Source organism: Ruminococcus sp. RTP21204st1_B2_RTP21204_210225, from assembly GCF_040914135.1.
GTDB lineage: Bacteria > Bacillota > Clostridia > Oscillospirales > Ruminococcaceae > Hominimerdicola > Hominimerdicola aceti.
Window position 1 is genome coordinate 15755 of the sequence record NZ_JBCPGA010000017.1, and the last position, 12760, is coordinate 28514.

General features: G+C 43.0%; 10 protein-coding genes. 6 read left to right on the forward strand and 4 right to left on the reverse strand.

What is annotated here, in order from left to right:
* Positions 1 to 122: 122 nt before the first annotated feature.
* Positions 123 to 437, reverse strand: coding sequence for a hypothetical protein (locus AB5123_RS07855; RefSeq protein ID WP_038671294.1), 315 nt, complete (start codon positions 435 to 437; stop codon positions 123 to 125).
* 145 nt (positions 438 to 582) lie between these two features.
* Between AB5123_RS07855 and AB5123_RS07860 the strand changes: the two genes are divergently transcribed.
* From AB5123_RS07860 to AB5123_RS07870, 3 genes are all read left to right on the forward strand, one after another.
* Positions 583 to 1209, forward strand: coding sequence for a TetR/AcrR family transcriptional regulator (locus AB5123_RS07860; RefSeq protein WP_038671296.1), 627 nt, complete (start codon positions 583 to 585; stop codon positions 1207 to 1209).
* Positions 1210 to 1362: 153 nt separating this feature from the next.
* Complete coding sequence (locus AB5123_RS07865) at positions 1363 to 2064, forward strand: ABC transporter ATP-binding protein (RefSeq protein WP_117928143.1); 702 nt, start codon at positions 1363 to 1365, stop codon at positions 2062 to 2064.
* On the forward strand, positions 2064 to 4676 hold the full coding sequence (locus AB5123_RS07870) for an FtsX-like permease family protein (RefSeq protein WP_337812010.1): 2613 nt from the start codon (positions 2064 to 2066) through the stop codon (positions 4674 to 4676). Before AB5123_RS07865 ends, AB5123_RS07870 begins: the two co-directional genes overlap by 1 nt.
* Positions 4677 to 4791: 115 nt before the next feature.
* Here the strand turns inward: AB5123_RS07870 and AB5123_RS07875 are convergent, their stop codons facing one another.
* Positions 4792 to 5715, reverse strand: a complete 924-nt coding sequence (locus AB5123_RS07875) for a hypothetical protein (RefSeq protein ID WP_278643588.1) — start codon at positions 5713 to 5715, stop codon at positions 4792 to 4794.
* A 274-nt stretch (positions 5716 to 5989) separates the two neighbouring features.
* Between AB5123_RS07875 and AB5123_RS07880 the strand changes: the two genes are divergently transcribed.
* On the forward strand, positions 5990 to 7165 hold the full coding sequence (locus AB5123_RS07880) for an iron-containing alcohol dehydrogenase family protein (RefSeq protein ID WP_337812011.1): 1176 nt from the start codon (positions 5990 to 5992) through the stop codon (positions 7163 to 7165).
* A gap of 37 nt (positions 7166 to 7202) precedes the next feature.
* Here AB5123_RS07880 and AB5123_RS07885 read toward each other — a convergent pair whose 3' ends face one another.
* Positions 7203 to 8198: an aldo/keto reductase gene (locus tag AB5123_RS07885; RefSeq protein ID WP_337812012.1), complete on the reverse strand. Its 996-nt coding sequence runs from the start codon at positions 8196 to 8198 to the stop codon at positions 7203 to 7205.
* A gap of 158 nt (positions 8199 to 8356) precedes the next feature.
* Between AB5123_RS07885 and AB5123_RS07890 the strand changes: the two genes are divergently transcribed.
* Positions 8357 to 9928, forward strand: a complete 1572-nt coding sequence (locus tag AB5123_RS07890; RefSeq protein WP_337795098.1) for a CotH kinase family protein — start codon at positions 8357 to 8359, stop codon at positions 9926 to 9928.
* Positions 9929 to 10221: 293 nt separating this feature from the next.
* Complete coding sequence (locus tag AB5123_RS07895) at positions 10222 to 11586, forward strand: NCS2 family permease (protein ID WP_256322234.1); 1365 nt, start codon at positions 10222 to 10224, stop codon at positions 11584 to 11586.
* Between the two features lie 118 nt (positions 11587 to 11704).
* On the opposite strand, the gene AB5123_RS07900 is transcribed toward AB5123_RS07895, so the two are convergent.
* Positions 11705 to 12760 (reverse strand): SGNH/GDSL hydrolase family protein, encoded by a 1056-nt coding sequence (locus AB5123_RS07900; protein WP_195247378.1) that lies wholly within the window; start codon positions 12758 to 12760, stop codon positions 11705 to 11707.

The following is a 12760-nucleotide window of genomic DNA, read 5'->3' on the forward strand; positions in this document are numbered from 1 at the left end:
GCAGGATAGTTGTAAATATGTTGAATTATCGATACTACGAAAAAGACCGAGTAAGATGTTCCGGTGGAACATTTTGCTCGGTCCGATTTTTATTTGACTTGAATAGTTATTATGTTGTAATATCAGACCTGAGCCGCATATACTCCGTAGATCTCGGTATAATTAGAGGTAAATATGTGAAGCTGTCCCATATCATAAATGCTTACTCCGTAGTTGCTGAAAGCTTGTGCAATGTCATCGTATGAGTAGAAAGCAACTCCTGACGACACCTCACTTGCACTAATGCAAATATCCCAGCTATATGAGTACTTGTTTTCAAGGACCAGCATAGGAGCACTGTCACCGCTGTATACCATGGCAATTTTATAGTTATCGCTTATATACTTTAACCCGTCAGAAATCGTAAGAGCTGACCAGACAGGTATGACGCTTCCCATTTTATTTTGTAATAGTCACCAATCACATAACACCGTTATGTTTCAATATCATATAATATGCTGAAAATATAGTAAATGTATTGACATATCGAGCGTTATATGCTAAGATAACAGTGTTATGTGAAGTGGAAAGCGGGGTGCAGTAATGGGTGACGAACTTGAAACAAGGGAAAAGCTGTTGGAAAGTGCAATGGCCGAGTTCTCTGAAAATGGTTATATGAAGGCTTCTCTGAGAAAAATATGCGCTGACGCAGGCGTGACGACCGGTGCGCTGTATTTCTTCTTTAAAAATAAAAATGACTTGTTCAAGGCTATTGTCGATGAGCCGCTGAAAGAGCTTTGCAAGCTTCTTACGGAGCATTATATGCAGGATGCTCAGGATATGGATAGCGATGACCCTGCGGTGCTTTCTGCTGAGTATCACATTGACACCCACACCGACCTTGACAAGCTTGTGGAGTATATGTATCTCCACTATGACGTTTTTATGCTGCTGCTCACGGGTGCGCAGGGGTCTGAGTATGAAAATACTGTGGATATGATCGTGGATATGACAGAACAGGGCTTTAGGATATCAGCGGAAAAAGCTGCCGCAAAAATGCCTAACTGCCACGTTGATGAGTATATGCTTCATTGGATAACCCATATAAGTGTTGACGCCTACACTCATTTGCTAACTCACGAGAGAGATGTGGAAAAGGCAAAGCTCCATATGCGCAGAGTAATGGAGTTTCTAATAAAAATATGGTTTACAATGATAGTCGAGGATTAGAAAATTGCCGCCTTCGGGCGGTAACTTTTAGAAACCTACATAACAACGTTATGTGTGAATTTTGTATCTCAAATGTCGATGAAATGTGCAGATATGCACATTTTTATATAAAGTAAAGTTAGCTAAGTCTAACTTATAAATGGAGGAAATGATATGTATTTGGAGATCAGAGATGTTAAGAAAAGCTACGGCAGTGACGCCAGCTATATTCAGGTGCTAAAGGGTATCACCACAAGTCTGGAAAAAGGTCAGATGTGCGTTATTCAGGGTACGAGCGGCTCTGGTAAATCCACGCTCCTTAACTGCATAGGCGGCCTTGACACTATGGATAGTGGCTCTGTTAAGGTCGACGGCAAGGAGATTTTCGGTCTTAAACCTGATAAGCTTGCCGACTACAGAAAGGAAAATCTAGGTTTTATCTTTCAGTTTTATAACCTCGTTCCAAATCTGACAGTTGTGGAAAATATTCAGGTTTGTGAATATCTTTCAGATTCGCCACTGGACATGGAAGAACTTCTCACAACGTTGGGACTTTCCGAACACAGAAACAAGTTTCCGTCACAGCTTTCAGGCGGTCAGCAGCAGAGATGTGCTATAGCAAGGGCACTTATAAAAAATCCAAAGCTTCTTTTGTGTGACGAGCCTACAGGCGCTCTTGACTCGAAAACTTCAAGGGATATTCTCATTCTGTTGGAGAAGATAAACGAAAAATATGGCACAACAATGCTTATCGTTACCCACAACAACGCTATAAAAAATATGGTGCATAAGGTAATAATCGTTAAGGACGGACTTATCAAAAAGGATTATCTTAACGAAACACGCATACCTGCCGCAGAGTTGGAGGACTTGTAATGAACAGGGTACTCAGAAAAAGACTCAGACGTGAGCTTAAAACAAATTTCGCACGTTATCTTGCGCTTGTATTGCTTATCGTAATGGGAATGTACATAATAGTTTCCGTGGTTGCAAGTGCAGACACTATCATCGACGGAACTGCCGAACATGGTAAGCAAAACAAGGTCGAGGACGGACAGTTCGGCGTTTTTATTCCTCTTACAGACGAGCAGGAAAAGGAAATAACAGACAAAGGAATTACTCTTGAACAGCATTTCAGCATTGACGTTACCGCGAAGGACGGCTCAAAGCTTCGTGTTTTCCGTAAAAGAAATGACATTGACCTTATAGAGCTTGACAGTGGCAGACTTGCTGAGAAAAAGGGCGAAGCGGTGGTAGAAAAGCGTTACAGCGAGGAACATTCTCTGTCAGTGGGCGATAAGCTTACAGCAGGCGGTGTTGAGTTTGAGATAGTTGGAATAGGAACTACACCTGACTATGACACACCTTTTGAAAATTTCTCTGACACGGCTGTGTCAAGCAAGGGCTTCGGACTTCTTTTCGTAAGCGACGATCAGTATGACTATTTCAAAAATGACAGTGAACAGAAAGCAGAGGATCTTTGCTATGCTTACAGACTTAACGGCAAGGCAACAGATGACAAGCTTAAAGAAATGATCGAGGATTTTGACTTTGATTATAAAAAAGTCACAGACAAGTATTATCTTGAAACTATCAAGGACGTCTTGAAGCAGCGTGACGATATTTCAAATGGTATCGACAAGCTTTATGACGGCTCACAGACCCTTAAAGACGGTGTGAAAGACCTTTCTGAGGGAGCAGACGCTCTCTATGACGCAATGGGCGGACTTTACGAGGGTGCAAAGGCACTCCCAGAGGGTGCGAACGCTATCACGGCAGGAGTTAAAGCCGCATATGACGGCTCAAAAGATCTGTCAGATGGTGTAAGATCTGCATACAGCGGTGCAGAAAGCCTTGCAAATGGTATTGATAGCTTCAAAAAGCAGGCTGACGAGCTTCTTGACGAGGTTTTCACCATTGACCTTGACAACCTGACAATGTTTGTGAAAAAGGGCGACAACGTTCGTATAGCTGGTGCGGCAGGTGACGTTGTCATGAACAAATATGCAGGACTTGGTGTGGGTGTTATACTTATGGCACTTCTTACTTATGTTATCTCTGTTTTCGTCATTCATCAGATCCAGCGTGAAAGCAGTGTTATAGGTGTGCTTTATGCTCTTGGCGCAAAGAAAAAAGATCTTATCCGCCACTACATAACGTTGCCGACTATAGTTGCATTTGTTGGCGGAATAATCGGTGCGGTCATAGGATTTTCACCTGTGGGAATCGATTATCAGCTTCTCGACAGCTACGCATATTCCTCGCTCCCTGATTTTACCCCTGTTTATCCTTTGTATCTTATCATTTACAGCATTGTAATGCCTCCTGTTGTTTCGGTGATAGTTAATACCCTTGTGATAAACAAGCGGCTTTCTCAGACGGCTCTTTCACTTATAAGAAACGAGCAGAAAACAGGTCACTACAGCAGAGTGAAGATAAAGAGCAGGAATTTTATCCGCAGATTTCAGATACGCCAAATGCTTCGTGAAATGCGCACAGGCATAACAGTGCTTCTCAGTATGCTGTTTTCACTGTTTATTCTTATGCTTGGCGTTGATTGCTACTACCTTTGTGAGAACGTGAGAAAAGACACTATAAATGACACAAAATACGAGTATATGTACACTCTGAAATATCCAGAGGAAAGCGTTCCGGAGGGTGGTGAGGCTTGCTTTGTAAAAACGCTTTCAAAAGAACAGCTTGGCTATAACCTTGATGTCACCGTTATGGGTATGGACAGCGACAACAAGTATTATGATGTGAAAACACATAAGGGCAAGAGCTTTATAACAGTGAGCCAGTCAGTTGTGGAGCGTTACGGAGTGGCAAAGGGCGATAAGTTTATCCTGACAGACGATGCGACCTCAATGGATTACGCATTCACAGTGGAGGATATCTGCGACGAGCGTGGCGGACTTATGGTGTTCATGGATATTGACAGTATGCGTGAGCTTTTCGGTGAGAGCGACACTTACTACAACTGTTTGCTCTCAGACAAGAAACTTGACATTGACGAGGGCAGACTTTACAGCACAACGACAAAATCGGATATCGAGCGTTCAGCGGCAGTTTTCACGGACCTTATGATGTCAATGATAGTAATGCTTATTGCGGTTGCTGTAATAATTTTCTGCTCTGTGATGTTCCTTATGCTGAATGTTACAATAGAAAGGGCTTCCTTTGGAATATCCCTTGTGAAGGTGTTTGGCTATAAGACCAAGGACGTGAAAAAGCTTTACCTAAACGGAAACGCAATTATCATAACTTTGGGCGCACTTATCGAGATACCGCTTTCAAAGATGTTTATGGACAAGGTTTTCCCAGTGTTCATTCCAAACGTAACAAGCGGAATAAACCTTGCATTCCCATGGTATGCTTACGTTATAATTTTCGCAGGAGTAATGGCAACATACTTTATCATCACCTCAATTCTTGTAAGAAAGCTTGGCAAGATAACCCCTGCCGAGGTGCTTAAAAACAGAGAATGATTTCTTAATATACAAAAAAACGTACAGAGCGTAATGATGTGACCTCCAAATCGTTAGATTTTTGGTCTAACTTCTTAGGGTCGGATCATAAAGCTTTGTACGTTTTTGATTATGCCTAATTTGTATTATTGTCTATTTGGGTTATTATAACTGCGGCAATGGTAAGGACAATATATCCTGCTGTGACCTCAAATGGAAATTTTATTATTGCAGTTTTGGGGATTATAAAAGGCAAGGTAGATATTGCACAGCATGGAGGAAAATAAAGCTTTGCTTTTCGGCAAAGGACGAATATCACAGCCGAGGATAAAACTGCACCAAATGTCAGGGTAAGCCCAAGCTTTTCAGAGATAAAAAATCTTGCCATAACGCCTGCGAACGCAGCCACCGCCATGAGAGCAATTGCTGTGTATTTTCTTTTCATAAGCTTTGAGCCTTTGCCGCTAAGCTCAAAAAATGCAACTATAAGCGGCGGAGCGATAAAGAATATCTCGTGAAAATGCGCAGGCAATATGCAGATAACAAGCGCTGTGATGACTTGTTTTGCTCTTAGTTTGAGAAGCTCTGAGCTTGGTTCGATAGGTCTATATTCATACTTTTCATGCAGACCAAAGTATTCAAGAACTTTTTGAAAAATAAGTATAAATGCTGTCATGACCGCAACGGAAATGACGTAAACAGGGCTTTTTGTACCCATAAGTATCGGAAGTATGCAGGCTGAAATGGCAGGAACAAAGTTCGCTTTTGACAGTGTTATAACGCTCACTGCTACAAGAAGTCCCAAAGCTATACGAAGTATAAGTATCTCAGGGATAAACCGCACTATGCACACGCCTGCGACGGCGACAGAAACTATCGCCGCAAAAAGCCGTGTTCGAGAGGTGTTCCAAGATTGCACAGGCGCAATTAGCGCACCCATTGCCACCGCCGTTATCTCAGGAAAAATTATTTCCTTTTCCCCGAAGATCTCCGCCGAGCCGACCATTATTGCCACCACAGCAAGGGATACCCCCATAGCTATATTTTGATTTTTATTCATTGCTTCACCTTGATGTTTTTTCTTTATTATAACATAAAGGGGAGAGGTTTTCAATCGGCAGTATCAAAAATACTCGTCTGACCGTTATGTGCAACCACCATATAAATTCATGCCGTTTTTTTGCGAGAGTATATCTTTTGCCGTTGTGAAGTGCATAACTTTTTCCTACATGATTTTTTACTAATATCATAGCACGTATGTTCTGCGATGCCGAGGCTTGAAAAACAACTTTAAAGGTGCTATAATGGATAAAAAGTCCAAAGGAGCGTAAAAAATGAGAAATATACCTACAGATATTTACATAGAAAATGAAGCGGTAAAAAATCACGGGGGCGAGATAGCGGAACTTGGCAAAAAAGCCATGATAGTCACAGGCAGACATTCTTCTGCGGTTAATGGTTCTCTTGATGATGTCAAGGCAGTGCTTGAAAGTCAGGGCATTGGATATGTGATATATAATGATATTGAGGAAAACCCGTCTGTGGAAACTGTTTACACAGCGGCAACGGCGGCGGTAAAATACGGCGTGGATATGTTCGTGGCAGTGGGCGGAGGTTCGCCAATGGACGCAGGCAAGGCGATATCAATGCTTGCTAAGAATGGGATAGTTTGCGAAAATGCCGAGTTTTCCGAAAGCGAGGGCGTTGTAAAAGCTGAGAAGTGTGAGCTTTCAGACAGCATTGCCAAGGTGGAGGAGCTTTTGTACACTCCTGCGAAACTACCTTTTTATCCTATAGTCTGTGTGCCTACCACCTGCGGAACAGGCTCGGAGGCTACACCTTATTCTATCCTGACTTCCCACATCAAGCAGACCAAGAAATCTATTGCCCACAAAATTTTTCCGTCACTTGCATTGGTTGACTACAGCTATCTTAAAACATCATCATATGGCGGTATGAAAAGCACCTGCGTTGACGCACTTGCTCACATGATAGAGTCACGGCTCAACACCAACGCAAATGCGTTCAGCCGTGCATATACAGAGGAGGGCATGAGGCTTTGGGCAAGCTGTAAGGGCTGTCTTGAAACTGAGGAGAGATTTGCTCATATGACCGATGATGAGTTCTCAACTTTCATGCAGGCATCAGTGCTTGCAGGCATGGCGATAGCCTACACAGGCACAAGCATACCTCACGGTCTGAGCTATACTTTGACCTATGAAAATGGCGTACCCCACGGCAAGGCAGTAGGCGTTTTTCTGTCAGGCTTTTTGAAAAAATACGGTGACAGCACCGAAGCTGAGTATGTTGTAAAACAGCTTCTTGGCTTTGACGATATCGACGCTTTCAGGGATTATATCAGGACGCTTTTTGGCAAGCTTGATATGTCAGAGGAGCTTTGGAAAAAGGACAGGGACGGAATACTTGCCAACCCTGCCAAGCTTAAAAATTATCCTTTTGAGCTTACGGCAGATGTGCTTGACGATTACGTTCACTATTATAACGCATAAAAAAGCTGTCAGGACGGTGGCTCTGACAGCTTCTTTATTACATCTTCGCAAGCCTGTCTATCTCTGCAAGTTCAGCTTCTGTGAAGTCAAGGCGGTCAAGACAGCCTATGTTTTCCGTTATCTGCTCAGGACGGCTTGCACCGATAAGCACAGTAGTAACAGCCTTGTTGTGAAGCACCCATGAAAGTGCCATTTGCGAAAGGGTCTGTCCCCTTGAAGTGGCGATATCATTAAGCTTGTTGAGCTTTTCTATCATTTTGTCATTAAGCTCATTGCCTATCCATGTTTCGCCTCTGCCTACCCTTGAATCTGCCGGTATGCCTTTTAGATATTTGCTTGTAAGGAATCCCTGATACAGCGGCGAGAACACTGCAATGCCAAAGCCTTCAGAAAGTGCAAGGCTGTCAAGCTTATCGTCCTCTATCCAGCGGTTGAGTATGGAATATGAGGGCTGATTGATAATAAAAGGAGTTCTGAGTTCACGGAAAATTTTCAGCATTTCGGCTGTGTCGGCTCTGTTGTAATTTGATATGCCAACATAGAGTGCCTTGCCCTGTCTTACTGCATTGTCAAGTGCAAGGGCAGTTTCTTCAAGAGGCGTTTCGGGATCTCTTACATGGTGATAGAAAATGTCAACATATTCAAGTCCCATTCTTTTGAGAGATTGGTCAAGGCTTGCCGTGAGATATTTTCTCGAGCCGTTTCTGTCACCGTATGGACCTGCCCACATTTCATAGCCTGCCTTGGTGGAAATACACATCTCGTCACGGAACTCTCTCATGCCACGATCGAGTATCCTGCCGAAGTTTTCCTCTGCCGAGCCGTTGTAGGGATTGCCATAGTTGTTTGCAAGATCAAAATGTGTGATACCGCTGTTGAATGCAGTGTGTACCATTCTTTCCATGTTCTCAAAATTGTTTTTTAAACTGAAATTCTGCCAGAATCCCAGCGATACAGCTGATAGTTTAAGCCCGCTTTTTCCACAGCGGTTGTATATCATTTTGTCATATCTTTTATCGTCAGGTATAAACATTTCAAAAAACCTCCTATATAATCGTGTTAGTGCATAAATTATCCCACTTACTTTTATGATTATAGCATATTGTATTATCTATGTCAATGTGCTATAATTGAATAAGTTATATGATAAAAAATATGTGTGTAATGCACAATAAATGGAAAGATAATAATATGAGAAATGATATGAACAGAAGAATTATCGCTGCTGTATGTGCAGTAGTCATGACGGGAGCAATGCTCACAAGCTGTGCTAAAGAAACAGGGGAAAGCTCAAAAGCAGAGAGTAGTTCTGCCGAATCTCAGGCTGTGACAACAACGGCTGAACCTGTTGTAACTCTCCCTGCCACCACAAAACAGGTGATAAACTCTGAACCTGCTACTTATGAAAGCCTGAGTGCTGACAAGGCTGAAAAAGAAAGTTTTAAGAAAAAGGTACGATCAGAAAGTAAGATACCTGTTATAAGCGTCACGACTGCCCCTGACGATATGATAGCTTCAAGGGAGAAGTATACTTCCTGCGTGGTGGACGTTTTCAATTGTGATGAAAAATTGGAGATAAACGAAGCCTCAGCAGGCATAAAGGTAAGAGGAAATTCAAGCGCATATTACGGCGATGTTAGTCAGATCCTTGCAAACAAAGTGCCTTATAGGATAAAATTTGATAAAAAGACAAATATGCTTGGGCTTAATAACGGCGCAGAGTGCAAAAGCTGGGTGCTGTTGAAATCAGATTGGGATCTAATAAGAAACGATATCGCATTCCGTTTTGGCAGAACTATCATGGGTGACAGCAATTTCTGCTCAGACGGTCAGCTTGTTCACCTCTATGTGAACGAGGAGTTTCAAGGCGTTTATGAGCTTTGCGAACAGTGTCAGATAAATCCGAACAGAGTGGATATCTCCGAGCCTGCGGAGGGCTGCACCGACACTGATATAGGCTATTATCTTGAGCTTGACAACTATGCAACAAGCGATGAGGATAACCATTATATAAGCATGGACTATGAAAATGCCACTGTCACCGACATAAACGGCGAAACAAGGCAGTTCGTTCCTGCGGAATATTCTATCAAGAATGACCTCTATTCGCAAAATCAGATAGACTTTATTGACAAGTATCTCAACAATCTGTTCAAGATAGTTTATGAAGCCTGCGAGAACGGCAAGTATTATAAATTTGATGAAAATTATGACCTTGTTGACTCTGATGTTACCACCGCTGAGGAAGCCGTTTCTAACGTTATGGATATAGACTCAGTGAGAGATATGTATATTCTTTATGAGATCGTACATGACTATGACTGTGGTGAGGGAAGCTTCTATATGTGCGTCGATCTTTCAAAGGACAGTAAATGTCCTAAGCTTAAATTTACCTCACCTTGGGATTTTAACTGGGCATATAATGACAGCACTGAGAAATATTATGCTGGTGCTTTCACAGACAAGAATTTTGTGGCTAAAAAAGGTGACCGTTCAAACCCATGGTTTATCATTCTTTGTAAGCAGGATTGGTTTATGGCTACTGTCAAGGAAAAGTGGACGGAGATGAGCCGGGAGAAGCTTTTGCAGGGCTGTATAAAAACAGAGCGTGAATATCTCAAAGAGTATGACGCCGACCTTAGAAAAGGCGAAGAGTGGGGTCCTGACTCTGCGGAGGATCTTTTCAATTGGATCGAAAACCGCATTTATTGGCTCAATAGTCAGTGGAAAATAAAGTCTGACGTTAGTAACAGTGCTTCTTAAATGATAAATTTTATTCAATTAAGGCAATACCGCACAAAGATTGTGCGTCAGATGCGTAGTCAGATTTTTTGTCAGATTGCACAAAAATTCCGCAGGCATACTGCCGTATGTCAAGGGATTTTTGTGTGATATGACGGAAAATCTGCAAGCAGATGGCGTGCAAAGCCGTCAGGCGGGCTTTGTGCGGTGTTGCCTTAATAAATCGGGCTTGAAAAATGCTGTAAAATCGGTATAATAAGATAGTATCCCCGTATTGAAAGGAGGAAATGTCTGCAACGCAGGCATAATAAAATATGACGGAAAAATTATTCAAGCTGAAAGAAAATCACACCGATGTTAAAACTGAGATAATGGCGGGTGTGACGACTTTCATGACCATGGCATATATCCTTGCCATAAACCCGAGCATTCTCGGCAGAACGGGCATGGATCCTACAGCCGTACTTCTTGCCACCTGTATCGCCTCTGTTATTGGAACAGTGTGCATGGGACTTATGGCAAATCTGCCTTTTGTGCTTTCCGCAGGCATGGGACTTAACGCTTATATGGCTTACACTGTTGTGGCAGGCTATGGCTATCCATGGCAGGTTGCACTGCTGGCGGTGTTCATCGAGGGCATAGTTTTCATCGTGCTTTCTCTTACAAACGTCAGAGAAGCCATTTTCAATGCAATACCTGTGGTGCTGAAAAAAGCGGTGTCCGTTGGTATCGGTCTTTACATTGCCTTTATCGGACTTCAGAATGCCGGACTTTGCGTTGACAGTTCAGCCACTCTTGTTACCATAACAGGCTTCCGCAAGAATTTCACAACTTCGGGCATATGTGCGCTTCTCACTATCGTAGGACTTTTCATCACTATTATCCTATATATCAAAAAAGTCCGTGGCTCTATTCTTATGGGTATAGTGGCAACATGGGTAATAGGCATGATATGTCAACTTGTGGGGCTGTATGTTCCTGACGCTGAAAGCGGCTATAATTCGCTTTTCCCTACAATGTCGCTTACGGATTTTTCAAAGCTTGGCGAAACATTTGGTCAGTGCTTTAAGGTGGATATGCACAGTATTGGCATCTTCAATTTTATAGTCGTGGTATTCTCCTTCCTGTTCGTTGACCTTTTCGACACTTTAGGCACTCTTATCGGCGTATGTTCAAAGGCAGATATGCTTGATGAAAAGGGCAGACTTCCGCAGATAAAGCCTGCGCTTCTTGCTGACGCCGTTGCCACAACAGCAGGCGCAGTTCTTGGTACTTCCACCACCACAACATTCGTTGAGTCCTCAGCAGGCGTTGCCGCAGGAGGCAGAACAGGTCTTACCTCTATCACAGCCGCAGTGCTGTTTGCACTGTCAATGTTCTTTGCACCTATCTTCACGGCTATACCATCCTTTGCAACAGCTCCTGCACTTATAGTAGTAGGCTTTTTGATGTTCAGCTCTATCACTGACATCAAGTTTGATGACGGCAATTATACAAAGGCTATCCCTGCGTATCTTTGTATTCTTTCAATGCCTCTTTTCTACAGCATTTCAGAGGGCATCTCTCTTGGAATAATCTCATACGTTGTTATAAATCTTGTTTGTGGAAAGCGCAAGGATATCACACCGCTTATGTATGTGCTTGCAGTGCTTTTCGTGCTGAAATATGTTTTCTTATAAGGAAAGCTTTCAAAGAACAGGTCTGAAACTAGCCATGCTTTCCTGTTCGTTCTGCTACAGAATGAGAATTGGCGTAAAATGACAAAAAAGCGGCAGCCGTTACCGACTGTCGCTTTTGTTATATACTTTTTATTATCTCTCTGAGTTTTTCCGTAAGCACTGTCGCTGCCTTTTGGTGGGTCTTTTCAGTAGGGTGCCAGTTTGCCGCAAAGCCGTCGTTTGCACCGTCCTGCTCATGGAACATCATTGAGCTTATCTTGCTGTCAGCGTGGCTTTTAAGATATATCTTTATTCCCTCCTCAACAGCAGGGAATATCCTCTCGCCCATTATTCCAACAGTGCAGAGAATGTAAGCCTGCGGATTTTTCTCACGAACGACCGCAAGAAAATCAGCATAAAGCTTTGAGAAAACAGCCTGCCTGTCCTTGTAGTCACGGCAGTAGCTGTCGTCGTTTGTGCCAAGGTTTATAACGATTATCTGCGGAATATATTTGCTGAAATCCCAAGGGATATCCTGCGGAGCAGTTCCTGCAAAATTGCCCCTTGAAAAGCCGTAGCTGCAATAGAACTGTGGAATTGTCTGTTCACTGATAGGCTCGTCACCTTCTGTGTAGCCTGAGATTATACCGTAGCCACTGGCTGAAAACATACTGTATTCAGCGTCAAGTGCCTTGGCGGTCTTGTAGGCATAGGCTTTTGTAACGTCCTCTGTGGCGGTGGTGAACTGGTGGTTTTCGTCCTCATCATCAACACCATAGCCACAGGTTATAGAGTCGCCGATAAATTCTATTTTAAGCGGTTTTTCAGGCAAAGCCTCAGCACTGCCCTCGGCGAAAGCCTCAACGCCAACTGCTGACATTGGAGATTCTGAAAGCTTTATTATCTCCACAACTGACTGAGCGTTTTCCGTGCGGTCTATTACCGTGATCTCTTTTTCTGCACAGTCGATCATCTCGTCAACTACTCTCTTGCCGTCAACATAAACGGCTATCCTTGCATAGTCGATAGGATTATCGCCCACTGCGATATTGTCGCCTTTGAGCTTCAAAACAAGCTTTGTGCCGTCAAATGTGAATGACGCACCGCTTCCTGAAAGACCGAGCCACATTACCTCGTCTTTGAAATATACTCTGCCTGTGAGCTTTGCATTTTTGTCAAGCTGTAATCTATCCAT